The organism is Synoicihabitans lomoniglobus (assembly GCF_029023725.1).
Lineage (GTDB): Bacteria > Verrucomicrobiota > Verrucomicrobiia > Opitutales > Opitutaceae > Actomonas > Actomonas lomonigloba.
Genome location: NZ_CP119075.1, coordinates 358,369 through 384,272 on the forward strand (window position 1 = coordinate 358,369; position 25,904 = coordinate 384,272).

General features: G+C 63.9%; 22 protein-coding genes. 2 read left to right on the top strand and 20 right to left on the bottom strand.

Going from position 1 to position 25,904, the window contains the following annotated elements; translation table 11 throughout:
- Positions 1-40: 40 nt before the first annotated feature.
- The 15 genes from PXH66_RS01370 to PXH66_RS01440 all read right to left on the bottom strand — a co-directional run bounded on the left by PXH66_RS01370 (position 41) and on the right by PXH66_RS01440 (position 16,329).
- The gene (locus tag PXH66_RS01370; protein ID WP_330928704.1) at positions 41-1,171 is read right to left on the bottom strand and encodes a PepSY-associated TM helix domain-containing protein; all 1,131 of its coding nucleotides are present in this window, start codon (positions 1,169-1,171) and stop codon (positions 41-43) included.
- Between the two features lie 62 nt (positions 1,172-1,233).
- Positions 1,234-3,396 (bottom strand): TonB-dependent siderophore receptor, encoded by a 2,163-nt coding sequence (locus tag PXH66_RS01375; protein WP_330928705.1) that lies wholly within the window; start codon positions 3,394-3,396, stop codon positions 1,234-1,236.
- A 76-nt stretch (positions 3,397-3,472) separates the two neighbouring features.
- Positions 3,473-4,531 (bottom strand): FAD:protein FMN transferase, encoded by a 1,059-nt coding sequence (locus PXH66_RS01380; RefSeq protein ID WP_330928706.1) that lies wholly within the window; start codon positions 4,529-4,531, stop codon positions 3,473-3,475.
- Positions 4,528-5,334, bottom strand: a complete 807-nt coding sequence (locus PXH66_RS01385; protein WP_330928707.1) for a DUF4198 domain-containing protein — start codon at positions 5,332-5,334, stop codon at positions 4,528-4,530. Before PXH66_RS01385 ends, PXH66_RS01380 begins: the two co-directional genes overlap by 4 nt.
- 46 nt (positions 5,335-5,380) lie before the next feature.
- On the bottom strand, positions 5,381-6,241 hold the full coding sequence (locus tag PXH66_RS01390; RefSeq protein WP_330928708.1) for a DUF4198 domain-containing protein: 861 nt from the start codon (positions 6,239-6,241) through the stop codon (positions 5,381-5,383).
- A 21-nt stretch (positions 6,242-6,262) separates the two neighbouring features.
- A complete protein-coding gene (locus tag PXH66_RS01395) occupies positions 6,263-6,802 on the bottom strand; it encodes a DUF2271 domain-containing protein (RefSeq protein WP_330928709.1) in 540 nt (179 codons plus the stop codon).
- A gap of 9 nt (positions 6,803-6,811) precedes the next feature.
- Positions 6,812-7,492, bottom strand: a complete 681-nt coding sequence (locus PXH66_RS01400; RefSeq protein ID WP_330928710.1) for a PepSY-associated TM helix domain-containing protein — start codon at positions 7,490-7,492, stop codon at positions 6,812-6,814.
- Positions 7,493-7,528: 36 nt separating this feature from the next.
- The gene (locus PXH66_RS01405) at positions 7,529-9,526 is read right to left on the bottom strand and encodes a TonB-dependent receptor plug domain-containing protein (RefSeq protein ID WP_330928711.1); all 1,998 of its coding nucleotides are present in this window, start codon (positions 9,524-9,526) and stop codon (positions 7,529-7,531) included.
- An 8-nt stretch (positions 9,527-9,534) separates the two neighbouring features.
- Positions 9,535-10,671 carry a PepSY-associated TM helix domain-containing protein gene (locus PXH66_RS01410; protein ID WP_330932197.1) on the bottom strand — a complete coding sequence of 379 codons (1,137 nt, stop codon included), beginning with the start codon at positions 10,669-10,671 and terminating at the stop codon, positions 9,535-9,537.
- Positions 10,668-11,681: a hypothetical protein gene (locus PXH66_RS01415; RefSeq protein ID WP_330928713.1), complete on the bottom strand. Its 1,014-nt coding sequence runs from the start codon at positions 11,679-11,681 to the stop codon at positions 10,668-10,670. The genes PXH66_RS01410 and PXH66_RS01415 overlap by 4 nt, the downstream gene beginning before the upstream one ends.
- Positions 11,682-11,818: 137 nt before the next feature.
- Positions 11,819-12,499, bottom strand: coding sequence for a Fe2+-dependent dioxygenase (locus PXH66_RS01420; RefSeq protein ID WP_330928714.1), 681 nt, complete (start codon positions 12,497-12,499; stop codon positions 11,819-11,821).
- 144 nt (positions 12,500-12,643) lie between these two features.
- The gene (locus PXH66_RS01425; RefSeq protein WP_330928715.1) at positions 12,644-14,815 is read right to left on the bottom strand and encodes a TonB-dependent receptor; all 2,172 of its coding nucleotides are present in this window, start codon (positions 14,813-14,815) and stop codon (positions 12,644-12,646) included.
- A gap of 133 nt (positions 14,816-14,948) precedes the next feature.
- On the bottom strand, positions 14,949-15,458 hold the full coding sequence (locus PXH66_RS01430) for a Fur family transcriptional regulator (protein WP_330928716.1): 510 nt from the start codon (positions 15,456-15,458) through the stop codon (positions 14,949-14,951).
- Positions 15,459-15,472: 14 nt separating this feature from the next.
- Entirely contained in the window at positions 15,473-15,871 is a 399-nt protein-coding gene (locus tag PXH66_RS01435; protein WP_330928717.1) for a hypothetical protein, read from the bottom strand.
- Between the two features lie 263 nt (positions 15,872-16,134).
- Positions 16,135-16,329 (bottom strand): hypothetical protein, encoded by a 195-nt coding sequence (locus PXH66_RS01440; protein ID WP_330928718.1) that lies wholly within the window; start codon positions 16,327-16,329, stop codon positions 16,135-16,137.
- A gap of 217 nt (positions 16,330-16,546) precedes the next feature.
- Here PXH66_RS01440 and PXH66_RS01445 point away from each other — a divergent pair, with 217 nt between their 5' ends.
- Positions 16,547-17,776, top strand: coding sequence for a CobW family GTP-binding protein (locus PXH66_RS01445; RefSeq protein WP_330928719.1), 1,230 nt, complete (start codon positions 16,547-16,549; stop codon positions 17,774-17,776).
- A 25-nt stretch (positions 17,777-17,801) separates the two neighbouring features.
- Here PXH66_RS01445 and PXH66_RS01450 read toward each other — a convergent pair whose 3' ends face one another.
- The 5 genes from PXH66_RS01450 to PXH66_RS01470 all read right to left on the bottom strand — a co-directional run bounded on the left by PXH66_RS01450 (position 17,802) and on the right by PXH66_RS01470 (position 23,915).
- Entirely contained in the window at positions 17,802-18,668 is an 867-nt protein-coding gene (locus PXH66_RS01450; RefSeq protein WP_330928720.1) for a peptidoglycan recognition protein family protein, read from the bottom strand.
- A 54-nt stretch (positions 18,669-18,722) separates the two neighbouring features.
- Positions 18,723-19,001: a hypothetical protein gene (locus PXH66_RS01455; protein WP_330928721.1), complete on the bottom strand. Its 279-nt coding sequence runs from the start codon at positions 18,999-19,001 to the stop codon at positions 18,723-18,725.
- Positions 19,002-19,021: 20 nt separating this feature from the next.
- Complete coding sequence (locus PXH66_RS01460) at positions 19,022-21,820, bottom strand: FG-GAP-like repeat-containing protein (protein ID WP_330932198.1); 2,799 nt, start codon at positions 21,818-21,820, stop codon at positions 19,022-19,024.
- 80 nt (positions 21,821-21,900) lie between these two features.
- Complete coding sequence (locus PXH66_RS01465; RefSeq protein WP_330928723.1) at positions 21,901-22,905, bottom strand: WD40 repeat domain-containing protein; 1,005 nt, start codon at positions 22,903-22,905, stop codon at positions 21,901-21,903.
- A gap of 53 nt (positions 22,906-22,958) precedes the next feature.
- Positions 22,959-23,915, bottom strand: coding sequence for a hydroxypyruvate isomerase family protein (locus PXH66_RS01470; RefSeq protein WP_330928724.1), 957 nt, complete (start codon positions 23,913-23,915; stop codon positions 22,959-22,961).
- Positions 23,916-24,328: 413 nt separating this feature from the next.
- On the opposite strand from PXH66_RS01470, the gene PXH66_RS01475 reads away from it, so the two are divergent.
- Complete coding sequence (locus PXH66_RS01475) at positions 24,329-25,891, top strand: adenylate/guanylate cyclase domain-containing protein (RefSeq protein ID WP_330932199.1); 1,563 nt, start codon at positions 24,329-24,331, stop codon at positions 25,889-25,891.
- Positions 25,892-25,904: the final 13 nt, after the last annotated feature.

The following is a 25,904-nucleotide window of genomic DNA, read 5'->3' on the forward strand; positions in this document are numbered from 1 at the left end:
GCAATGCGCGAGTGCCGGAGGAGTTTGTCATCGGGCAAATCTATCTGCCGCTCGCGGCGGCGGTGAGGGGGGCGGGGCGGGGCGGCGCGGGGCGCGCGGGGGGCGGTCGACGGCGACGGCGTTGGAACCAGATCAATGCGCCGCTGAGGGTGAGCAGGCCGGGAGCGAGCCCGGCCAGGCACCACAGGATTTTGGATACCAGGCCGCCGAAGTCCCCGAAGTGCAGGGGTTCAAAGGCGTCGACGATTCGCGCCCACCAACCGGCGGTGCGCACATCCTGGCGGTAGTTGATTTCCAATGACGCGGCGTCGAACCAAAGCGCGCTGCCGTAACGGCTGCGGAACGGATGGTTTTCCGGCGTCTGACCGAAGACGTAGAACTGGCGGTCCTCGGCGGTCGGGAGATAGACGTAGTTGAAGGCGTAGCCGGGCCATGTGGTTTCGGCGAGCGCGGGTAGTTCGTCGAGGCGGTCGAGGCGGCCTTCGTATGCGGTCCAGACCTCTGCTTCCTCGTGTTCGTGGCTCAATTCCTCGGCGAGGTGAGCGATGTTCCAATATGCGCCGGTGAAGCCCAGCAGCAGGTTGAAAGGCAGGGAAGCGATGCCGACGGCCTTGTGCAGGTCGGAGCTGAAGAGACGCCAACTCTGCCGCCAGCGCAGGCGAAACACGGTTTTGAAAAATGCCCGGTGCAAATAGAGGCCGGTCAGACTCAGGAAGATGAACCCGACCGCCAGCACCGCGGTGATCGCGAGACCGATGTGGTCGGCGAAGAACGTGTAGTGGAGGTCGATGAACCAGCCGTAGAGCGTGTCGTGCAGGGCGACCGGCGGACCGGAGATATCGCCGGTCGCCGGATCGACATGCAGCAGATACCAGGCGGCGGAATCGGCGTGGGGCGTGACGTAGGCGACGTCGCGCCGTTCCTCCCCATGATAAAGCAACCAGCCGCGCACCCAGTAGTCGGGGTGCGCCTGCTCCACCGCCGCGATCAGGCCCGACAACGGCAACCGGGGGGCATCGAGTGGCGACGGGCGCAGCACGATTTCCGGTTTGGTGAAACGGGCGATGTCGCGATGAAACACCAATACGCTGCCGGTCAGGCCGATGATAACCAAGCCGAGCCCGGCACAAAGGCCGAGCCAGGAGTGAAGTTGCCAGATGCGTTTGCGCATGAGTGGAGTGGGGGAGCGCCTGCTAGCGGGCTGCCTACGTTGGATTGAGTCGGCGCGGTGGTTTAGAATTTATACGCGAGCGTGAGCAGGAGATTTCGCGGTTCGCCGTAGTTGGGGTAGTCGAGGTTGGCGAGGTAGGTTTCATCGAGGGCGTTTTTGGCACTGAGGGTGACGCCAAGGTGCTCGTTGATCTGGTAGTTGACGTGCAGGTTCACCAGCGCGTAGGCGTCCTGATGAGTGGCGGCGATGTCACCGGTCGGCAGGGCGAGGGTGCCGGTGATCTCGCTTTGCCACGTCAGGCCGGCACCCACCGCGAGGCGGCTCCAGGCCCCGGGGAATTGGTAGTGGGTCGAGAGCTGCACGAGATGATCGGGCAGGTTGGCGTAGATCAGATCGCCGGTGTGGCGGTTGGTGTCGTTATAGGTGTATCCAAAAATCACCGACCAGTCGCGGGTGACGAGTCCGGAGAGTTGGAACTCGACGCCCTGGGTTTCGGTGCCGTCGACGCCAACGTAGCGCGGGTCGGGCGAGTTGGCGTAGTCGGGGTGCACCACGGCGTAGTTGTCCTGACCGGTCTGGAAAACGGCGGCGGTGAAGGTGGCCCGGTCCTGAGCGAAGCGCGCCTTGACGCCGGCCTCGAGGTTGTAGCCATCGAGCGGATCGAGGTAGTGATCATTTACGCCGAGATAAGTCTGCGGCTCGAAGATTTTGGTGTAGCTGGCGTAGGCGGTGAAGCCGGCGGGAAAGTCGTAGGTGAATCCCACATACGGCGTGAACTCATGGTCGATTTCGAAGGCGGAGTTGACGGTGGTGCCGCCGCTGCCGTCGCGATCGAAGTCCTCGGTTTGCCAGCGGGTGACCCGGCCACCGAGGAGGGCGGAAAATTCCTCGGTGAGGCGCAGACGGAGGGAGGAATAGAACCCGAGCTGTTCGTTGGCCACATGGTTGGAACCGGGCAGCATGGTCACCGCCATCTCGGGAGCTGAGCCGTCCCAGGTATAGAAGTTGGGAATCTCGTAGTTCCACGGAGCGAACGCGAAGGTGCGGTTGTGGTTGGGATAGTTGGCCGCGTAGTCGGAGTAGCTCGCGCCCACGACGAGATCGTGGTCCCGGCCGAAGGCGGGGAATGTGCCATTGAGATAGAGATCGACGCTGTCGCGCTCGTCCTCGCTCTCCCAATAGTAGCCGCTGATGATGACCCCGGAGCCGTCGGACTTGTCGAGGAAACTGCCGGCGTAGGGATTGGCGTAGACGCTCTTGCTCTCCTCCGCTCCCTCGGTGTGGTTGAAGGCGGCGGTCAGTTGCCAGTCGGCGGCAAATTTGTGCTGCAGGTTGGTGAAGAAGGTGCCGGATTCGCGCTGCCAGTAGGCCCAGTTGGTGGCGAAGTTGGTATGGCGGGGCAGATTCGAAGGAGTGCCGTCGATGGCGAGTGGGGGGATGGTGCCCCAGACCGAAGCCGTGGGTTCGTTGTCCTGTTTCTGATAGCCCACCGTGAGGGTGGTGTCGGCGGTCAGATCCGCGGCCACGCTGGCGAGAAAGGCGGTCTTCTCCTCATGATAACGGTCGCGAAAGCTGTCGCGGTCGGTGTAGGACGCGACGAAGCGACTGCGCACGCGACCGTCGGCGGTGAGGGGCGTGTTCACATCGATCTGGCCGCGGTAGTAATCCCAGGAACCGACGGTCGCAAAAACCGAGGCGGCAAAGTCCTTGGTCGGCGCCTTGCGGATAAAGTTGATGGTGCCCGAAGGTTCGCCGCTGCCGCTGAACAAGCCGTTTGCACCGCGGAGGATTTCGACCCGCTCGTAGAGGGCGGTGTCGTATTCCTGATTCGTGTCAGTGCTGAAGGTCGGGATCCCGTCGACCTGGAAGTCGGTGATTTGGAAACCGCGCGAGAAGTAGAGAGGCCGTTGGGTGTCGTAGAGCGACACGTTCACGCCGGTGACGTTGCGCATGACATCGTCCATGCTGAACATCGATTCACGCTCGAGCCGGGCGGAGTCGATGAGACTGATGGTTTGCGGCGTCTCCAGATCGGTAAGCGGGAGCCGAGTGGCCACGTTGACGATGTCGATGCGGTCGCCGAAGACGGTGAAGTTGGCGAGCTTCACGACGTCGTCGGCGGACTCTGCCGCGGGTGAGGTGGATTGACCCGAAGCGGTCAATCCGAGAGTGCAGACGGCGAGAGACGCCAGCGTTGCTCGCAGAAAATTACGGGTGGTTTTCATCGAAATAAAAGGATTGGGACTCAGTCTCATAAAGTTTGCAAAAAAAGGGCGAAGGGAGGCGGTGAAGGGGAGCGGTTTAGGTGAGCAAGCCGTCGAAGGCGCTGGTGCGCACTTCGGATCCAGCGAGGCGGGAACGGCCGGGGGGCAGAAACCAGCAGGCGGCGAGTTGGTGCGACTCGGCGAGATCGCGACCTAGGTCCGGGCCGAGCAGATGCAGAGCGGTGGCCCAGACATCGGCGTCGATGCAGGCCGGGGCGAGCACGGTGACAATGGTTTCGGTGGCGGGGGACGCCGGGTCGGGGGCGACCCGGGGCACGATGTGGCCAACGCGGCCGGAGGGATGATTGAAAAAGTGATGCGTGTTGCCGGAAGTGGCGACGGCGTGGTCAAACAACGCCGCGACGGTTTCGGGCGCACCGCTCACGGGGTCGAGCGCACACCACCACGGTTGGCCGTCGGCTTTGCAGCCGCGCCCGCGGGCGTCGCCGCCAATTTCGATGAAATGATTCGTCCAGCCGACGCGGTGCAGGGCGTCGGATGCGAGGTCGACGGCATAACCTTTGGCAATCGAACACAGATCGAGACGCACGCCGCCCGGTTGGCGGACGGTGTGGGTCGTGGGGTTGAAATCGAGTCGGTCGAACCCGGCGGCGTGTCGGGCCGCCTTCACCGTGGGATGATCGGGATCGTGGCGACGGCTGGGATCAGTCGGGCCGAAGCCGAGCAGATCGATCACGGTGCCGAGCGAAGGATCGTAGGCACCGTCGGTAAGGCGGGCGACGGCCAGCGCGCGGTCGAGGACCAGACTGGTTTCCCGAGCGAGCGTCACGCGGGCACCGGCGGGGGCGGCGGCAAACCGGCCGAGGTCGGACGACGTTTCCCAAGGACTCATCAATGCGACCACGCGATCCAAGGCGGTGGTGATCACCCCGCGGGCGTCGGCTTTGTCGTCGGTCGTGTTCGAGGGGCGAGCGATCACGCGGGCGCGCCAATGCGTGCCCATGGTTTCGCCGGTGAGGGACCAAACGGGCAGGCCGAGCGCACCGCGACCGAGCTGCCGCGCAGGCGGCAGTTGAGGCGGGATGAGCACTCGTCGAGGGGCGGCCTCGATGGCATTGGTCCCGGCGGCACTCACTGGGGCAGGACCTCCAAGGTGAGCGAATAAGCGGTGCCGCGGCGCAGGGGATGACCCTGGAACTCGCCGGGAGATTGGCTGGTGTTGGTGTTGAGCCAAAACCGTCCCGGGGCGGGCCACTCGATGTGGATCAAGCCCTCGGCATCGCTCGTGACCACGAGTTCGTCGACGGAGTCACGGAAGCGGTCGTTGCCTTGCACGATCGTGATCTCGGCCCCGGCATGGGGCTCGCCATCAAGGAGGACGCGGAAGGTCGCCGTTTCGCCGAAATAGAGGTCGTTGGGATGGGTGAGGAATTCGAACTCGATGCCGGTGTTGCTCGGAGCCAATGGGGTGGGAGCGCCACAGGTTACGATGGTCTCAACTCGGGTGATGTAGTGCGCGAGGGCGACCTCGTTGAGCCCGGTCAAGTCCTTGGCGGCGATCTCGTCGGGGGAGCCGCGCAGGGCGCGGGGCTCGCCGTCCTCTTGCCATCGCACGAACATCATATTGTTGAGCGTGGTGATGCGATAGGTGCCCGACTGGTCGAGTTGTAGTTCAAACGAGCAGCGGATCTTGCCCTCGGCCGGACTGAGCAGTTCGAGCAACGACCCGTCGGGCGCGGTGGCGGTGGTGGCGGCCAAGGGAATCGCGACGTGGTTGGGAAAGAACAGGTCGTTGGAGACAGCGCCTTCGACGGAAATCCGTTGTCCCTCTCCGGACAGCACTGTGCCCGATGCAAGCAACCACTGGCGGTGGGCATGCAGGGAAGGGGAGAGCGCGATCAACCCGGTAACGATGGCGAGGGTGGAGCGGATTTTCATGATGGAGGTGGGTCGGGGAGGGGATGGCGAGGGACGTTGACGGAACCTATTCCGGCAGCACTTCGAGGATCAGAATATAGGTGGAGGTTTTTTCGCTCGGCACGCCGTGCGCTTCGCCGTGGGAGGAGACCGATGCCTCGATCCAGTAGCGACCCGGGGCGGGCCAGTTGACGGTCACGATGCCGTCTTTATCGGCGGTAAAAATCGCCTCACCCGGATCATTGCGGAAGCGATCATTGCCAGCGACGACGGTCATTTCGCCTTCAGTGGCGGGTTGGCCATCGACGAGCAGACGGAAGGTGGCGGCCTCGCCAAAGTAGAGGTCGTTGGGGTGGGTGAGGAACTCGATGTCGAAGCCCTCGCCAGTGGGTTCCAGCACCTTGGTGGTGGGACTGCCGCAAGTGACAAACGTGACGAGACGACGGCCTCCGCGTTCTTGCAATTTGAAGCCGGGCTTGGCGGCCATGCCCTCGGTCACGAGTGATTCCGGGGTGCCGCGCCAGCGCTGGGGCTGGCCGTTGTCGTCCCAGGAACCGAAGAGCGTGTCGCCACCGCCCATGCCGCCGGGGCCGCGGCGGCGGCCGGAGGACACGATGGAGAGCGCGTAGGTGCCCGGCTTGTTCAATTGCAGTTCGAAGGAACTACGGATCTCCCCGGCGATGGCGTTTTGAATCTCGACGGGTTCACCGTCGGGATCGGCGACGGCGATCGATTCGAGCCGGATGGGCCGATGGTTCGGGAAAAACAGATTATTGGATACAGCGCCTTCGACCGAGACCCATTGACCCTCGCCGGAGAGCACGGTCGTCGATGGCAGCAACCACTGGCGATGGGCGTGAGAGAAAGGCACGCAGAAGGCACCAAAAGTGAGCGCAGCGGCGAGAAGCGTGGAGCGGGAACGTTTCATGATACGAAGGAGAGCAGTGAATCAGGGTTGTGAGATGCGTAGCGTGATGTTGCCGAGCTCGGACTTACCGGCGGCGGACGCTTCGACGGACTGGTTTGCGCCCCAGGCGAAAGGCACGCGCACGAGCTCGCGGCCGCCGACTTCGCGTGACGCTTCGACGACCAGCACGTAGTTGCCGGCGGGCAGCTCGCTGAGAGCGGGGGCGGAGGTGGCGACGGTGATATCGTGGGTGCCGACCGGCAGAGTCGGACCGCTCACGCCATCGAGAGGTAGGTCGAGTTCGCGGCCGGACTTGCGCCACCATTGACGCAGATCCTTCAGCCACGTCTCGCCCTCGTTGTCGGCCATCTCGACGTCATACTTTACCGCGACGTTGGCGGCGAATGCGCGCTTGGGGGTCTCGATCCACACAGCGACATACGGCCGGTGATATTCGGCGACGTTGAGCTGAGGGATCTCGATCGAGGCGGTCAGTTCGCCGGCTCCGGCCGAGGCGACGGAAGCCACGGACGTCAGACCGGGAACGAGGCGAGTGAGAGTGGAACGAAGGGAGGGAGGCATGAGAATTAATCAGGTGTGCACGAAGATGATCAGGACGAGCACCGGCAGCGCCACGCCAGCGACGACGATGGGCCAGGTGGAGGGCCGCCGACGGGCGTGCACGACCAGCAGGGCCAAGCCGGTGAGGCAGAAAATTACGGAGGCGACCGAGAAGACATCCATGAACAGGATCCACTCGAAGCCGGTGTCGCGGCCTTTGTGCAGGTCGTTCAGGTAGGCGATCCAACCGCGCCGGGTGACCTCGAGTTCGACCTCGCCGGACAGCCGGTCGATGCTCAGCCAGCCATCGCCCCCGGGGCGGGGGAGATCGACGTAGATGTCGACGGGGGACCATTCGTAACTGCGACCGCCCACGCGGGCGTCGAGCTCGGTGTCGAGCCATTGACGCACCTCGCGCGGCAGGGGTTGGCGGGAATCATCGACCTCGTCGTCGGCGGGGGTGATGAGATCCAACAACGCGGGCGGCAACGTGGCGGTCGCCGGCGTGACGACCGGTTGCGCGGCGATGCTGCCGGCGTGGTTGAGCGTGATGCCGGTGACGGCAAAGAACAGCATGGACGCCAGGCAGATCGCGCTGCTGATCCAATGCCACGCGTAGAACTGTTTCGTCCACCACGCCCGCCGCGCGCTGCGCGAGCGCGGCGCGGGAGTCGGAGCGTCATCGGAGGATGAGGTGGAGGAGGACTTCACGGAATGAGACGAAGGAGGTGGCGGCGGCGAGAGGCGTCAGAACTTGAACGAAGCGCTCAGGCGGAAGTCACGACCGGCGGCGGGCAGACCGGCGATGCGTTGGAGTTGGCTGTTGTAGCCGGCCGTGGCTTGGTCGGTGTAGGCGATGTCGAAGAGGTTGTGCACCGAAGCGACCAAGGTGAGGCGATCGTGGGGTCGCCATTCCGCGAACACGCCGTGGATGTCGTAGCCGTCCTTGGCTGGGAGACCGGCGGGCACCTCGTCGAAGCTTTCCACCAGATCGATGTTCCAGCCGAGACGAACCGGCACGTCGTTGAAGGTATAGTCGAACGCCGCCGTCCAGGCGCGACCGTAGGCCGAGCCGAGACCGAAGCTCACGTCGGTGAGAGGCGAACCATTGAGTTCAGGATCGGACTGGCTGACGGCGAGGGAAGCGTTGAAACCACCCCAGCGAGCGGCGGCACTGAGGTCGTAGCCGTCGACCTTGAGCTTGCCACCGTTGCCACGGAGGCCGGGCTCGTTGAGGCTGGAGTTGACGATGACGTCGTCGATTTCCTGGCGGTAAACGGTGGCGGCAAAGGTGAACACGCCGTGGGTGTAGCTCAGGCCAAATTCGCCGTTGGTCGCTTGTTCGCCGTCGATGTCGCTGGCGTTGGTGATGGTGCCCTCGTTGGCGGTGATGGCGTCGATCACGGTGGGACCGCGGTAGGCCAGACCGTAGGAGGCGTTGAGGCTGAAGCCCTCGCCGAGATCGACGGCCACGCCGAGGGAGGGACTGATGCCTGTATCCGAGTAGTTGTTACCGTCTTTGTCTTCGTAGTCGTAGCTGTCGAAGCGGGCGCCGAGAGCGACTTCGACGGCATCGGTGGCTTGCCAAAGATCCTGCACGTAGGCCCCGAAGATGTTCACCGTTTCATCGGGAATGGTGACGTAGTTGAGCGGGCGGGCGAAGCCGGTGATGGAGCCGCCGCCGGTGAATTCGAGCGTGTCGTCGCGGTAGTCGGCCCCGTAGGTGACGCGGTGGGTGCCTCCGGCGTAGGTGTCGGCGTAGCGGACGTCGAGTCCGACGCTGGCGTAACCCATGTTGTATTGCCCGGCGCGATCGGTGGTGTTGTCGGAGAAGTAGGCGACGGCGCTGAGGCCGTGGTCCTCATCATTGATCGACTGGGTGTAGCTGGCGGTGACGGTGTCGCGGCCGAACGTCATGTCGACGGGGATATTGGGGGCGACAGGGTGATTGAAGTAGCCGAAGAAGTTGGGCCGATGGCGGAAGGTGCCTTCGTCTTCAATCGATTCGAAACTGAGGGTGAACGTGTGGGCGCCATCATCGGACGTGGCGGTGCCTTTGACGAACGCGCGGGTTTGCTCGTGCGCCGAGTAATCGACAAGGGTGCCCTCGCCGGCGTCATAGTCGCCGATGTCGAGCCACGTGTAAGCGGCGAGCAACGTGACGTTGTCGCCGGCTCGTCCGTAGAGGGCGCCGGTGAGTTTCAGGCCGTCGCCATTGCTCAAGTAGGTCGCCTTGGTGAACGCGCCCGCGGTTTGGCCGGGAGCGAGGAAATCGTTGGCGTCCTTGGTGACAAAACGAATGGCACCGGCAAGCGCGCCGGGCCCTTGGAGGGCGCCGCCGGGGCCGGGCTCGACTTCGACGTATTTGAGCAACTCGGGCTCGACAGTGAATTGGCTTTGGTGATGGGAAAGGTAGCCGCCTTGAGGAGCGCCATCGATGGACACGTGGAGGAGTTTGTCCTCGATGCCGCGCACGTAGATTTTTTCGGCGACCCCGATTCCACCGCCGACGCGGACGGAGGGATCCTGGGAAAACACGTCCTCAAGATCGACCGGTTGCAGGCGGTCGAGTTCGTCGGACGTGACGGTGATCAATTTTTGAGCGCCGAAGGCGTAGGTTTCACCCGTGACGATGACTGGCGCGAGATCGACGATATCGTCCTCGCTGGGAGCGGTTGTTTGGGCGAAGGCCGCGCTGGGAGCGAGCGTAGCTAGAGCGGTGAAAAAATAGGGTTTCAGGTTCATGGGAGAAATCAAACAGCCGTGGGTTTACGGCCGGGAAAGAAACGTCGCCAACTGAGGGCGAAGCCGGTGTAGACGAGGAAACACCCCCCGATGCAGCCGATGGCGGCGATGAGTTGACCGCCCCAGCCGAGAGCTTGACCGGTGTGCAGGAAGCGTGACCACGTGCGAAGCTGGCGCCCCGTGCTGAGATCACCGAACTCGGAGCGCTCGGTCACTTGGCCGGCGACGATGGTGAGCGAAGTGGAAGCGGTGCGCGGCCAGGTGCCGGGCACTTTGACGGTGGCGGACGCACGGGCGGAGACGGGGAGACGTAAGCTGATTGATGTCCAATCCGGCTGATCGGTGGCGGCCGCCGCGTAGACTGAGTCGAGCGAAGGCGCGACGGCGCGGGCCGACCGGTCAGGCGCGCCGTCGTCACCGGAGCGGGGGCCGGGAGGTCCGCGGCGGACGGGTGGTTCCTCGCCGACAGCGGTGTAGATCAAGTTACCCGCCCAACGGTAGGAAATCACCATGCCGGTGACGGCCATGACGGTGATGGGAATGAGTAACCAGAAGCCGAATACATTGTGCCAATTCCAGTCCCGGGCTTTGCCAGTGGAAGATCTCACAAACCAGAGCGAACGCTTGAGGCCCTTGAGGCGCCACTTGCGCGGCCACCACAAGTAGAGGCCGGTCACGGCCAGCACGACGAAGGCGGTGTTGCTGGCACCGGTGATGGCTTTGCCCACGGCGCGGCTGTCGCCTTCGCGGCCGAGCCAGCGGTGCCACGCGACCATGGTGTGCATGAAATCGTGCATGCCGGTGGAGGCCGGCTGACGGACTTCCCCGGTGTAGGGGTTTACATAATACGCCTCACCGCGTCCGATCGCGAAGGTGACCGCGGCGGCGGGGTCGGCACTGACGGTGATAGCGCTGGGCTTTTTGTCCGGATGAGCGGCGGTGAACGCGGTGCTGAGTTGATCGAGCGTCAGATGTTCGGATCCGGCGGGGAACTCGACGCGCCGGGCGTCGCGTTCGGCCCAGGCCACGATCTCGTCCTCGAAGGCGATGATCGTGCCGGTGAACGACATGACGAAAATGATGAGGCCGGCGACAAGACCGGCGACGAGGTGGGTCCAGAAGAGGATTTGGCGGAACGTATTCACGATGAGAGCGGAGAGGCGTGCAGCCACGGCATGGGTTGGCCGAGTTCGTGGCGAAGGGCGGCGATGTTGTGACTGGCGGTTTCGTCGGCTTGAAACACGCGGGGGCGATCCAGTTCATCGCGCAACTGGCGCAGGACCGCGGCGGCGATTTGTTGATACATCGGCTGACGCGCGAAGGGGGCCGGACCGGTGACGGGGTCGAGGGCGTCACGGAGATATTCGAGCAAGAACTGTGGTTGGTAGGCGGCGTAGGTGCGGGCACCAAATTCGAACAGTTGCGCGGCGAGGCGGGAGGCGGTGGGGTGAGGCCGGTGGCACCAATTCACGGCCAGGGCCAGGGCGGCTTCGAGGGTGTCGGTGAAGTCCGCGAGGGAGTTGGAATCGAGATCGCGTTCGCGCAGCAGCAGTTCGAGCCGGCTGATCTCGAGGGAAAGGGTGGCGGCGATGCTGTCGCGGGCGGCGCGGGCGGACAACGCATCGTGCATGGCGGCGAGTTGATCCAGAGCGTCGGGTGGAACGGCCGCTTGCTCAAGTTGGAGTTGAATCAGGTTGATGGTGGCACCGGCCGCGTTGCGGGTGGCGCTGAAATCGCCATCCGGAACGAGGGGGGCAAGTTCGGTGCGAGCGAGGGCGTAGTCGGCGATGGCGGCGCGAATCAATCCGTGGCGCTGGTGGGCCCCTCCCCGGTTGAGGAGCGCGGCGCCGATGGTGTTCAGCACTCCCGGTTGGTGGCGGATGGTGCGAAAGGCGGCGAGGGCGGTATCGTAGGCGTCGAGAGCGGATTCACAGTCCTGACTCTCGCCCAGTTGTTGCAGGATGTTGCCGCGATTCATCCACGCCAGTCCCAGTTGCCGCAGATTGTCGGGATCACCGGTGGCGGCATCGCAGAAATTGCGGGCGCGATCGTAGCAATCGAGGGCGGCGACCAGGTCACCGTGCTGGCCGGAGGCGGCGAGCAGGTGACCACGCTCCAGCCACTCGCGCGCGCTGTCCGTGGCCGAGGAGGGCACGGCAGGGGATGAAAGTGACACGGAAGACGTTGGCATGGTTCTCACGCTTTCAACTGTGCTCGTTATCGGCGGGACAGAGCGGGGCGTGAACGGTCGGGCCGGGGGCACATGGCGAAGAAGTGAACGATGGGGCGGAGTCACATTTCGGCCCACTGACGAAGCAGGTTGTGATAGACTCCGGTCAATTGAACGACGGACGGATGGGTCGCCATTTCCTTGCCGAAGCGTTGGATGGCGACGTCGAGATCGAAGAGGGTCGAGCGCTGTTGGTCGGAACGGATCATGGACTGCAGCCAGAAGAACGAGCACAGGCGGGTGCCGCGTGTGACGGGGGTGACGCGATGCAGGCTGGTGGACGGATAGAGCACCATTTGACCGGCGGGGAGTTTTACGGATTTGGAACCGTAGGTGTCTTCGATGATCAGTTCGCCGCCGTCGTATTCATCGGGTTCGGAGAAGAAGAATGTGCACGACAAGTCGGTGCGGAGGCGCTGGCCGGTGCCGGGAATGGTGCGGATCGAACCGTCGACGTGGGTGCCAAACGTCTGGCCCCCGGCGTAGCGGTTGAACATCGGGGGCAGGATGTTGAGCGGCAGCGCGGCCGACATGAACATCGGGTTTTGGCTGAGGGCCTGCAGCAGGACGTTGCCGACCTCGACCGCGACCGGGTGTTCGGCCGGAAGTTGTTCGTTATTTTTAACGAGGGCTCCCTGGTGGCCGGCGGAGGCCTTGCCGTCGACCCAGTCGGCGGCTTCGAGCTGCGCCCGGCAGGTGGCGAGGGTCTCGGGTGTGATGATGTCGGTGACGGAAAGAATCATGCGAAGAAAAGAAGAGGACGGCTTGGGCCGGTGAATGGGAATGTCGGGCGCAAAGCCCGACCCGCGCCTCACGGGCGGTGGTCTGACTTTACGCCCGACATGGCGTCTCGCGTGCAACGGAGGCACGCGAGTCTGCGGAACGGCTTAGAACGTGTAGTAGGCGGACAGGATGAACTGGCGGCCCTGGCCGGGGATGTGGTGACCACCACCGACGCGATCGATGTAGGTTTCGTCGGCGAGGTTGGTGGCGTTGAGGCGCAGCGTGAGTTGCTCGTTGAAGGCGTAGCTGGCCATGGCGTTGAAGAGCCAGTAGGAGGGAATGGTTTCAGCCGCCTCGGCGGTGTTACGCGGGACGCTGTCCATATACTGCGTGCCGCCGCCGATGGTGATGCCGCCGGGCAGGGCGTAGGTGGACCAGAAGTTGAACGTCTTGCGCGGCGTGAGACCGAGTTCAACGCCTTCGAGACCGGCGGTGTTGGAGGCCTCGACTTCGCTGTCCATGTAGGCAAAGCCGGCAAAGACATCCCAACCGCGGGTGATGCGGCCGGCAGCGCTGAGTTCGACGCCGCTGACGCTTTCCTCGCCGTCGAGCACGATGGGCGGATCATTGGGATCGATGCCGGGCGTGCGGGCGTTGGTCTTGACGGTGCGGAAGAGCGAGGCGCCGAGCGACAGGCGGCTTTCCATGGTGTCCCACTTCACGCCGAGTTCGTAGCTGTCGGTTTGTTCGGGATCGACGTCGCTGAGATCGGTGCGACGGGAGGCGAGGCTGAGGCCTTCGGCGGACGGGTTGAAGGCGTTGGCGTAGCCGACGTAGAAGCTGCTGTTGGTGGTCGGCTTGTAGATGAAGCCGAGACGGCCGCTAATCTCGGCATCGGTGCGACCGTAGGACGTCTTCGCGCCGGTGTCATCGACGGTGTCGTAGTCGGCGGTGAAGTGGTCGTAGCGGGCACCAGCGAAGACCTGCCATTGCTGGCCGGCGAAGACGTTGTCGAAGGCGTAGAGCGAGATGGTTTCACCGCTGCCCTCGTTGTAGGCGCCGTTGCGGGTGATGTTGCCGTTGTAGGGATCGTCGGGGTTGGGATTGTAGACGTCGGTCTCCGGGAAAACGGTGGCGGGATCTTCCACGCGGGTGTAGTTGATCTCGTTCTCGCGGGAGTATTCCACGCCGGCGCTGAGGGCGTGGTTGATGTCACCGGTCTTCAGATCGGCGGCGAGGTGGGTTTGATTGGAGAACACCTCGTCGGTCTGATCGCGGGACTTCCAGTCGTTGCGGCGAATGGTGTCGGTGGTGCCGGAAAGCAGACGGGGCGATGTGGTGACGGAGTCGCGGTAGGTGCGACCGTAGCGGGTGAGGTTGCGCAGGGAGAAACCGTCGCCTTGATGCTCGACGGTGACGGTCGCGAGATCTTGTTCGATCTTCTCGAAGTCACGCGCCTTGAGACCATACCAGTTGGAGAACGGGACGACCGGATCGTAGGAGTAGGTCTGGCGGGGCATGCCGTAGTCGGGCACGTTGTCCTGCTCCAGGTGTTGGTAGGCAAAGGTGACCTTGGTGGGTTTGGACAACCCGAGGGCGAAGGACGGGGCGACGCCCCAGGAGGTGTTCTCCACGACATCGCGACCGGGAACGCCGGCGTCGTGCCACATGAGGTTGACGCGTGCGGCTTGGTCCTCGTTGAGCGGCTGATTGATGTCGAGCGTGGCGCGCTTGTAGGAGTCGGTGCCGACGGCGACGGAGGCGGTCTGGCGCTCGAGACCGTGAGGTGACTTGGAAACGAGGTTCACCGAGCCGCCGGTGGAACCGCGACCGGCGGTGGCGGAAGTCGGTCCCTTGGCCACCTCGACTTGTTCGAGGTTGAAGGAATCGCGGGCGTAGCCACCGAGATCGCGGACGCCGTCGACAAACATGTCGGTGCGGGCGCTGAAACCGCGGATGGTCATCTGGTCACCGGCAGGGGTGCCGCCTTCACCGGCCTGGAACGTGATGCCGGGAGAGTTGCGCAGGATATCGCGCAGGGAGGAGGCGGCCTGTTCCTCCATGATGCGTTGGGAGATGACGGTGACCGTCTGCGGCGTGTCGAGCAGCGGCGCGTTGAACTTGGGCGAAGCGAGCTGGCGGACGCGCTCGCCTTCGACGGTTTGTTGTTCGAGCTCGACGACGTCGTCATCGGCGGCGGAAGGCGTGGTCGCGGTGGTTTGGGCCGTGGCGGCAACCGTGGCGATGCTATTGGCGACGAGGAGCGCGGCAAACGGCGTGCTACGGCGCGGCGCTTGGTTGGAGAACGAGGCGGAAGGAGCGATCGTGGATTTCATGGCGGGACAGATTAAGGAAATGGTAGGAAAAAGAGGGAGGGACGGATGCCGCCGGGTGACCAAACCCGGCGGCGAACTGACCGTTGTGACCGATCCGCGTGAGCGGCGGATCGAAAGTGAAAAGATCGATGAATCAGGGCTGGGTGGAATCGCGGTTGGCACGGTCGCAGTGACCGGTGGCGCGGAAGGACTCGCAGTCGGCTTCGATGCGCAGATCGAGTTTGCGCGGATTGAAGCCGGCCTGTTTGGCGGCAAAGCCCTCGCGCATGACGAGGCAGGAGTTGTCGAGCGGGTGCAGTTCGCCGCAGTCTCGGCAAACGAGGGTGGCGGCGCTGGCGACCTTGCCCACGAGTTCGGGCGAAACCACGGCGTAGCAACGCTCGTCGTGGGCCCCGCGACTTTCGTGGAGCAGGCCGAACGCACAAAGGTCGCTCAAGGTGCGATAGATCGAGGCGAGGGAGATGCCGCGATCCACGGCGCGGGCGAGCGGATGGAGCTGCTCGGCGGTAAACAAGGCCGGCCGCTCCGCGACGACTTTGCAGATCACATCACGCACCTGGGTCCGGCGGCTGCCACGCTGATGCCAGTGTTGATTGGCGGCGGCAGTGAAGCTCTCGACGGGCTGGGTGGCAGGAACGGACATGGGATGATCGGCGTTCAAGCGGCGGTAGCCGGGCGGAAGCGAAACTGCAGAGCGACGGCGGGGGCTCCGGCGCGGTAGTCACGATCCTCGAGGATCGTATTGATGGTGCGCTGGCAGCAGGATTCGAGGTCCGTGGCGGTGCTCAAATCGAGCGGCATGGTTTCGAGCACATCGCCGGAGTCGCGGGTGGCTGCGATCTCGATGCGTGCCTCCAACCACCGACGAAGGGAAGTCAGACGAGGAACCGCGACCGACGGGGCGGCGGCGAGGAGTTTGAAATAGCACATCACGCACCGGCCGGGGTGAGGCTGGGCGGAGGCGGCGGCACGCAGATCCAGAATCGTGTCGGCCTCTTTCGACAGAGGAGACGCGATCTCAATAAGCAGCTGATCAATCTCAATAATGTGACTCATTCTCAAAAACTGATGCGAAGCCAAAGAGAATGAGACGCTGTATCAAGAGTTAATTGCGACAGTGTCGCAGGAGATTCGCTAAGTCGCCGTTATTGAACGAGATCGAATCTCAAAAAACGCGTATTAGGAGCATGCCGAGAGCAATAACGTGGAGTGGCGTTCGGCCACGTTTCGGCATCCAGACACAAAAAAACCGCCCGAAGGCGGTCTTTTTCTCCATCGACGAACGATCGATCGTGGCGCGTCGTTCGCCGGGTGGGTCCTCAGGCGGAGTATTCGCCACACCAGTCGGTGGCGGCGACGGCGGGGAAGCGTGATTCAAATTTCACGTTCTCATCGACTTGGAACGTAACAATTTGCGGAGCGCGTCGGTGGCATTCGCCGTTGCCGTCGGCGGCAGCTTTGAAGTGAGTGCAGGTCGCGCAGGCTTTGGTTTCGGTTGTGGTCTCAGTTTGCATGGATCGGTCCTCCAACGGTTAAGGTTTCGCTAACGTTGCGCCCAACATGGGGGATGCACGGGTGATCGCAAGTGTGCTCACGGACGCGCATGCACTTGTTGTTGATATTCACTCGCAATGGTTTGGCGGGCGCGAGACGGCGAGGGGGCGGACTCCGATCGCGCTGACCCGGGCAGCGGGTTGACTTGGCGGTGACGGCCCGGTCATCACTTTCGCCGTGGAATCGAAGCACGAGCGACCCGGGGTGACGATATTGAGCGGCTTTTTAGGCGCGGGTAAAACGACGATGTTGCGGCATGTGCTCGCGCAGGCGGAGGGGCGTCGGTGGGCGGCTGTGGTCAATGATGTGGCGGCGATGAACATCGATGGCGCGATGGTGGAAACGGTGAATTCGGGCGCGGAGGTGGTGCAGTTGGAGAACGGCTGCGTGTGCTGCTCAAACCGCGACGACTTGGGCGAATCACTGGCGCGTTTGGCGGCGGAGGGATCGTTTGATCACATTTTCGTGGAGGCGTCGGGGGTGGCGGAGCCGCGGGCGTTGGCGCAGTTGTTTGTGCAGAAAAACCCGTTTGGACGTTCGCTGGGAGATTTCACGGCCCTGGCCAATCTGGTGACGGTGGTGGATGTGGCGGTATTGGCCGAGCAAGTGCGCGACATGCGCGAAGGCACCTCGGCGGCGAATAATCCGGCGGTGATGCCGGGAGCGCCGCGACCGCTGGTGGAACTGATGTTGGAACAGATCGAATGTGCTGACCTGGTGGTGCTCAATCAATGCGACCGGGCGGCGGCCGATGATCGCGTCGCGGTGTCGGCATTGGTGACGGGGTTGAATGCGCGGGCGCAGATCATCGAGACCGAGCGGGGGCAGGTGCCGAGCGAGGTGTTGGTGGATCGGGTCCGTTTTGATGCGATGGAAACTTTGGGTGGCGCGGCCTGGATCAAGACGCTCAACGCCGTGGCGGACGGCGTGGTCGCGAACGGCGTGGGGGGAGCGAACGAGCCGGGAGCGCGAGCGAGCTCGCGGCCTACGGTGGTGCGGTCGGTGCCGACGGACGGGCCGGCGCGGCACGAGGCTCGGTTTGGGCTGCGCAGTTTTGTTTATCAGGCGCGGCGACCGTTTCGGCGCGACGACCTCAAGGCGCTGGTCGAATCGGGTTTGCCCGGACTCGTGCGCGCGAAGGGTTTTTTGTGGTTAGCGGAAGCGCCCGACGAGATGGGGTTTCTGTCCGTGGCCGGAGGTATCAGCCGATGGGATACGCTCAACCCGTGGTGGGCGGCGATGATCGAAGCGGGGCGGGCGACGCGGGACGATCTGCCGCCGGGGGTGCGGGCGGCGTGGGTCGAGCCGAAGGGAGACCGGCGCCAGGAGCTGGTGTTCATCGGAGTGGCACTCGATGAACCCGCGATACGGGCGAAACTCGACGCGGCGCTGGTGCCGGCGGATTGAGTTCCGATGTCCCTTCCGATCCCGCCTAAGCGTAGCGCCGTTTAAGGTCGTCGTAAGGGAAATTCTTGCCGGGGCAGACGGTGTGGCTCTTGTCCACCCACTTGTGCACGGTCACTTTTACGCCGCGGCGGGTGTGGCTGGTGCGCAGGAAATCGATGAGTTCGTGCATGGCCTGGGTTTGGCGGGCGGTGGGGCGGTGGTTCTCCATGTTGCCCACCAGGCAGATGCCGATGCCGTGGTCGTTGACCTCGCTGCTGCGCACGTGGCCGCCGCGCAGTTGTTTTTCCCAGCGTGGTCCCACCTCGATCTCGCCGTCGCCGGAGTCTTTGCCGTTGCCGATGACAAAATGATAGGCGAGCCCGTTCTCCATGCCGCGACGCAGATGGGCTTTGCCGTAGACCTCGGCGTTGCCCGCTTCGATCGCGCTGTGGTGGCACACGATGTAGCGCCAATTGTTGCGCCGGACGCGGATCTTTTTGGTGGCGGCGATGACCGGGCCGAGCAGGGAAGTGCCGCCGGAGGAAAGGGGGGGCAGGGAGATTTCCTGGCCGACCTGAATCGTGTCCGACTTGAGGGAGTTCAGCCGCTTGAGGGTCGATACCTTGGTGCCGTATTGGGTGGCGATCCCGCTGAGGGTATCGCCTTTGACGACGACGTGCACGGTGGCACCACTGGCGGTGGGGAGGGCGGTGGCGGAGGTGGGGATGGTCAGTTTTTGCCCGACCTTGATGAGTTCGGACCGCAGCTTGTTGGTGCTTTTGAGCGCCTTGACCGTGGTGCCGTAGCGGGTGGCAATGCTGCTGAGGGTGTCGCCCTTGGTGACGAGGTGCACGTGGGCTTGTGCCGCCCAGACATCAAGCGGCGCCGCCCACAGTGCGAGGGCAGACCACATCGATTTTTTTAAGAATTCTCGCCGGGGCTCCACGTTCGAAGAGTAGCAATGCCGTCAAGTCGGCGACTGCGCAAGCGCCTGCTCAACAATGAACCGCACAATGGCGTAGCGCTGGCGGGTGAGTTTCCAGCGCCGGGTGGAGCCATCGGCCCCAAAAACCGCGATGGTGGATTCGACGAGGGGGCAGCCGGGATCGACGCAGGCGGATTCCATGACCGTCACGACGTCGTCATCCCCGAGATCGAGGATTTCGGCGGTCCATCGTTTGATGGCCTGGGTATGGGAAACGTCGATACCGCTGCGGGCGTCGTCGGCCGGGATGAGAGTGTGCATCGACGGCGACGGTGGGGAGATCAGGGCACTTCGTAAACCTCGACGAGGGCGATGCCGGTGGATTGGTTTTGGCCGCTGACCACAGCGGTGTAACCGCCGGGGGGAAGTTCGATGACGAGGGCGGCGTCGAGGCTGGTCGCGCTGCTCAGGGCGAACGCGCCGGTGCGGGCGAACGCGGCGCTGAGGGCCGGACTGCCGCCCCAGTTGTCGTTGGTCGCCACCGGGGTGCTCGATCCCAGCGGGATGATGGAGAGCACGGGATCGGCCAACGTGCCTCCGACCCCGTAGGTGCCGAGCGTCGGGCCCACGGCGCGAATCAGCAACTTGCGGGGCACGTTGCCATTGACTGAAAACCCGGCGACGAGCACGTCGGCCCCGGTGCCCACGCGGGTGCGGGCGGAGAGGTTGACCAGGCGTGTTTCCGCCGTGGCGTCGAGCGCGTAGACTTCCACGAGTGCGACGCCACCACCGCGGGTGACTTGAGCGGTGTAGGGACCGGCTCCCGGCTCGAACACGACGGCGGCGTCGGCGCTGGTATCGGCCGCCAACGGAAAAGCGCCGACGGAGGAAAAGGCCGTGCGTAGGTCGGTGGTGCCGCCCCAATTGTCGTTGGTTGCGACGGTGGCCCCGCCCAAGGGGGCGATTTGCACGGCTGGATCCGTCAGCACGCCGGGAACGCCGAACTCGCTCAGGGTCGGTCCGATCGCCCGCACGAGGAGCGGGGTGGTGCCGTTGCCGCTCAGGGCGAATCCCGCGGTGAGGGTGTCGTCGCCGGTGCCGGCCCGGGTGCGCACGGAAAGGTTGACCAGACGACCGGGATTTTCCGCGGTGGTGAGGAAGGGGGTGAGTTGCAGGTTTCCGGTGGAACGGAACACGTCGATTGACTGGCTGTTTACGCCCACGAGATCGATCCATCCGTCGCCGTCCGCATCAAAGGCGTGCAGGGACTGTTCGAATGCGCCCGGGTAAGCTTCGGATGCATCGACAAACGTGGCCGCGCCGCGGTTGAGCAGGATGGTGCGGGTGAACGGTGCCCCAGTGGAAGTGTAGGCACCCTGAAAAACCAGATCGAGACGACCGTCGCGATCGAGATCGGCGAGGCGCACCCAGACGATCCATTGGTCGATCGGATCGAACGTGAGGTTGAGCCGGTCGCTCGCGTCGTAGAACGTGCCGTCGCCGCGGTTGAGCAGCAACTGCACCCCCGGGTAGGCGTAGCCGGAAATCACGGTGCCGTCGGACAAGGTGGCCGAGCCGCCGGTCTCGGAAAGGATGAGGTCGGGAGCTCCGTCGCCGTTGAGGTCACCGCTGGTGATGGCCACGACGACGGCGGTGGGTTCGAGATGTTTAGGCGGCAGGACGAAACGGGAGTCGCGGGCAAAGGTGCCGGTGCCGTCGTTGATCAAGACTTCGTTGCTCGCGGTCTGGTCTCCGCCGAGCAAGAGGTCGACGACCCCGTCCGCGTTGAGGTCCAGCAACAACGATGACGTGTAGACCGAACCGGCGGCGCGGTTGGCGATGTCGGCGGGGAGTCGATTGGGCGCGTTTGTGAAATTACCCGCGCCGTCGTTGAGATAGATCCGGGGTCCGCCGGTGCCGCCACCGATGTTGGCGAGATAGAGGTCGGGATCGCCGTCGCCGTCGATATCGCCCACCGCCACGTTGTGGGTGAAGCCGATGTGGGCGGGCAACCGGGTGGCGGTTTCGTCGCGGAGACGGCCGTCGGCGGTGCCGACGAGCAGTTGGGATTGTTCGCCCGGAAACGGAGGGATGTCGGTGCCGTGACCAACGATGAGCAGGTCGTCGATGGCGTCACCGGTAAGGTCGCCGACCCACCAATGGCGGGCGACGGTCATGGTGACGTTGCCGAGCACGGCGTCGGTGACCTCGTGGAATGTGCCGCCGTCGTTGCGATACGCTCGCAACCGTCGACGGGTTTCGGGATAGGTGGCCGGATAGGCCGAGTGCGTGGTGATGAAGTCGGCATCGCCGTCATGGTCGAAGTCGATGGCGATGGCATCGCCCAAGTCATCGGATTCCGCCGGGGGGAGCGGGGAGCGGGCCAAGGCGAAGAACGGTCCGTGCTCGATCACAGTGGAGCGGGCCCACGTGCCACCCGAGGTGAGGGAGTGGTTTTGGCCACTGATGTCGGCGGCGGTCGTGCCGGTCGATTCGTCCAACGGCCAGGCGGCGACCAGGCCGTTGCGATCGGAGGGCAGGGACTCGCCGAGGGCGGCGTTAATCTGAGCGGTGGTGCGGGCGACACTCCAGAAGCGGATCTGGCGGGCAAATCCCTTCAACCTGGCATAGTTGGTGTCGCCGTTGGCGAGGTAGGCGACGCCCACGCTGAACGGGACCTGAGGCTCGACGGGAGGCGCGCCGTTGACGCTGCCGGAGGCGACTTCCACGCCGTTTTGATAGAGTCGGCTGGTGTCGCCGGCGATGACCGCCGCGAGGTGAACCCAGGTGTTGAGGGGGAAATCGACCGGGGAGTTGATTTGCCGAAAGGAGCCCGTGACGCCGGTCGAATAGGAGAAAACCGGGCGTTGTCCCTGATCATCCAGCAGCAGTGCGCAGCTCACATAGGGATCGTTGCCCGCGGCGGCGAGACCGCGGCCCATGATCCAGGCATAGGGTTGCGGAGCGGTGACGTAGAACCAGCCCTCCATGGTGAGCGTATCGCCCGGGGCGAAACCGCTGCCATCGGTCGAGCGCAGGGGGGCGGAGGTGACGTCGGCCACGAAGGCCTGCGTTGGCGGGGTGGGTTGACCGGAGGCGGCGGTGGCGAGGATGAGTCCTACGAGGAGAAAAAAACGCATTCGCATCGGCGCCATATTTTGATGGTGCCCGGCGTGCTCAAACCAAAAGCAGTAGGGAAAAATCGTATTCGGTTTTTGGATCAGGTTTGGACCTGAAGCACGTAAACGATGCCCTGAACGTTGCCGATGGCGAGGTGGGTGTCACCGGGTGACCAGGCGAGTTTGGTGGCGGGATTCGGCAGTTTGACCTTGGCGCGAAGGGGTTGGCGACGGTCGGGGCTCCAGAGCATGACGGCGCCGTCGGCGGCGGCGGTGGCGAGCAGTCCATGGTGGTGCTGGAAAGCCACGGCGGTGATGCGTCCGTCGTGCGGCAGCATGGCGGGCTCGCGACCCTCGGGGCCGGCACCCTGGCAATCCCACACACAGCCTTCGCGACCGCCGCCGGTGGCGAGCCAGCGACCGGTGTGGTCGAAGGAGAGCTCCTTCACCTTGGTCTCGTAGCCGCTCATGTGAAACTCCTGTTTCTCGTCGGGCAGCCACAGATGAACGGACGGGTCCTGGTTGCCCGAGACCAACCAGCGGTTGTCGGGTGACCACACGAGCGAGTGGATGCCGTTGGCGTAGGGAAACTCGGTTTGGGCGACGTAGTCGTCGGCGTCCCACAACACGACGCCACCGAAGTAGGCGGAGGCGACGCAGCCTCCGGCGGGTTGCCAGGCCACGGCGCAGATGGTTTTGGGGGCGGGGGCAAAGGTGTGTTGGGTGGTGCCGTCGGGACCCAGCAGCGAGAGGGTGCGACCGGCGGCGGCGGCGACGGCGGTCCCATCGGGGCGCCATGCGAGATGATCAACCCAGCCGGAGCCCAAATCGACGGAGACGGTGGGTTGACCGGCGACGGTGTCCCAGAGTTTTACCGCGCCGTCTTGCCCGCCGGTGGCGAGCAACGGTTGGCTCGGGTGCCAAGCGATGACGTTGGTGCCGTCTTCGTGGCCGGGAACTTCGTGGGTGATGGCACCGTCGCTGAGTTGAAACAACGTGACGGGTCCGTCGGCGGAAGCGGCGGCGAGGATCGTGCCATCGGCCGACCACGTCAGGTCGATCACGTAGTCGTCGAGCGAGGCCGCCCAGTGTTTGGTCAACTGCATGGGGGCAAGAGAGCGCGGGGACCGATGACGCGCAAGAGGACAGTCGCGACTAATCAGGCGCGGTCGGCGTCGCGGTAGGCGGCGATGACGGCGCGTTCGCCGTCGGCGCCGGGCTGGGCGTTGCCGTGTTCCATGCCGACCACGCCGGCGAAACCCCGGGCTTTGAGGTGACGGAAGACATTGCGGTAGTTGATCTCGCCGGTGCCGGGCTCCTTGCGGCCGGGGTTGTCACCACATTGGAAATACGCGATCTCGTCCCAGCAGTGATCGATGTTGGGGATGAGATTTCCCTCGGTGATCTGTTGATGGTAGATGTCGAAGAGGATCTTGCAGGAAGGACTGTTGACGGCCTTGCACACCGCGTAGGCTTGGTCGGAACGTTGCAACCAGACGCCGCCGTGATTGGCGTGCCAATTGAGCGGCTCCAGCACCATGGTGAGGTCGTGGGGTTCGAGGATGGCGGCGCAGCGGCGGAGAAGGTCGATGGCGTGGGCCGTCTGGTAACCCGCGGCGAGGCGGGCACCGCCGTAGCGATTCCACGATCCGGTTTTATCTGTTTGTTGATCGACGGAACCGGGCACGACGGTGAACCACCGGGCTCCGCAACGTTGGGCGACCTCGACGGCATGGCGGACGCGGTCAAGCACCTCCGCTTGTTTCTCCGCGTGAGGCACGGTGAAAGTGGGTTCGTCAAAATTGGCGTAGGCGACGAACACGCCCATCTGCATGCCGCGATTGGCGAGGGTTCGGCCGATGGCCTCCTGTTGGGCGGGCGGACGACCCGCCATGCCGTTGTCCTCCCACGCGGTGAATCCCTGGTCGGCGGCGAACTTGATTTGATCAACGACGTCGTCGCCCGCGATCGCCTTGAACATGCCGGGGTGGGGCGCGTAACCCAATTCGAATGGGGCGGCGCGGGGGGCAGACTGGGCGAGCAGACGGGATGGTCCGGTCAAAAAGGCGGCGGCTCCGGCGGCGAGGAACGATTGGGTGAAATGGCGACGATTCATGGGGTGGAAAGTTGCGGCTTAGACGAACGAAGGCGGGGGAATCAGCGAGCATTCCCCGGGGGTAACCGAACGAGGACGTGGGGTAAGCTGCGAAGCTCGTGGGAGGCCGCTGCGGTCGGACGGAATCGGGTCTGGGGGTTAGCCGCAAGAGCGACGGAGGGGAGCTGCTCAGACGGACACAGGTATAATCACCTAAGACAATGAACAATAATAGGTTAGACAGGTATAGGGTTTTAAGGAATTGTATGGAGCATGCGACGAACCCGGGCGAACTCCTTCCAACCAGCAGAATCTTTGGATTTATTGTTCAACTGGGGGGCGGTCGCGACCGATGGACGGGAGACAGAGTTACGCGTGTTTGAGCGCATGAAGGAGTCGGCACCATGATCCCTTCGATTCTAATGCAACCCTCCATGAGTCAGATCGGCGAAATCAACTACGCACTTGCCCGGTGGAGGCACCGGGTGCGCATTCCGCTCAACCAGATAATTGGTTACGCGGAGCTGCTGATCGAGACGATCGACTTCAACGTGGCGGAGGATTTGTTGTCGCATCTGCACGACATACGAGCGTCGGGCGCGGAAATTTCCGGACATTTTCAACAGATGTGGCCCGGGTGGTCGAAGCAGGAGGATTTGGCCGGCTTTGAAGCATTTTCGATCGATGTCTGTCACCCGATGGAAGCGCTGGAGTGGGCTTGCGAGCAGTGTGTCGAGGTGAGTCCGAGGCTCGGCAAAGTTCCGCTGGCCAAAGATCTCACGCGCATAGCGGAAGCGGTCGCCCGGTTGCGGGTGGCGTTGCAGTCCTTTGATGTCGATGACCCGCTCAAAGCGGAGGAGGCCGAGTCGGAATTGATGAGCTTTCGCTATGACTTTGCGTCGTTGCCGCCGATCGCGACCAACAACCATCATGACGGGGCGCGGCTGCTCGTGGTCGACGATGATCGCATCAACCGCGAAGTGATCGGCCGCCGCTTGGAGAAGATGGGGTTCGAAGTGGTGAAGGCGCCGAGCGGAGTGGAGGCGCTCGAACTCCTCGAAACGGAGGCGATCGATTTGATCATGCTCGACATCATGATGCCCGAAATGGACGGGTTTGCCACGCTCGACCGGATCAAGGCCGACGAGCGGTGCAAGCATCTGCCGGTCATCATGCTCACCGCGATCGATGATGCGGAGAGCATTGCGCGCTGTCTCTCGGCGGGGGCGGAAGACTACGTGCCCAAGCCCTTTGACTCGATCGTATTGCGGGCCCGCCTCGATGCTTCGCTCGATCGCAAGTCACTGCGGGAAAAGGAGCAAAATTATGTGTCCCGCATTCGGATTGAGAAAGGCAAAACCGAGCAGCTTTTGCAGAGCATTCTGCCGGCGGCGATCGTGACGCGGCTCAAGGCCGGGGAGCGCAGCATCGTGGATCATGTTCCGGAGGCGACGGTCCTTTTTGCGGACATCGTCGGATTCACCACCATCGCCAAACAGCTGGATCCGGAATCGACGGTGACGTTGCTCAACGCGCTGTTCAGCTCCTTCGACCGGTTGGTGGAGGTGCACGGGTTGGAGAAGATCAAGACGATTGGAGACGCCTATATGGCCGTGGCGGGCGTGCCCGACCCGGCGACCGACCACGCGCGACGCGCGGCCGACATGGCGCTGGCGATTCAGGACGCGGTGGACGAATTCAATCAGCTTTATGAAGTGAAATGGTCGGTGCGGATCGGTCTGCACAGCGGACCCGTGATGGCGGGAATCATCGGCACGGGTAAATTTTCCTACGATCTCTGGGGCGACACCGTGAACGTGGCGAGCCGCCTGGAATCACACGGCAAGGCGAACTGTATTCACATCTCGTCGGAAGCCCAGGCATTGTTGGGCCCCCGCTATGAAACGAGTGAACTCGGCCGTATGGAGTTGCGCAACCGGGGTCGCGTCATGGTCCACCGTTTGCTCCGCAAACGGGCGGTGAATGCCACCCCGTGACGTGTCGTCGCAG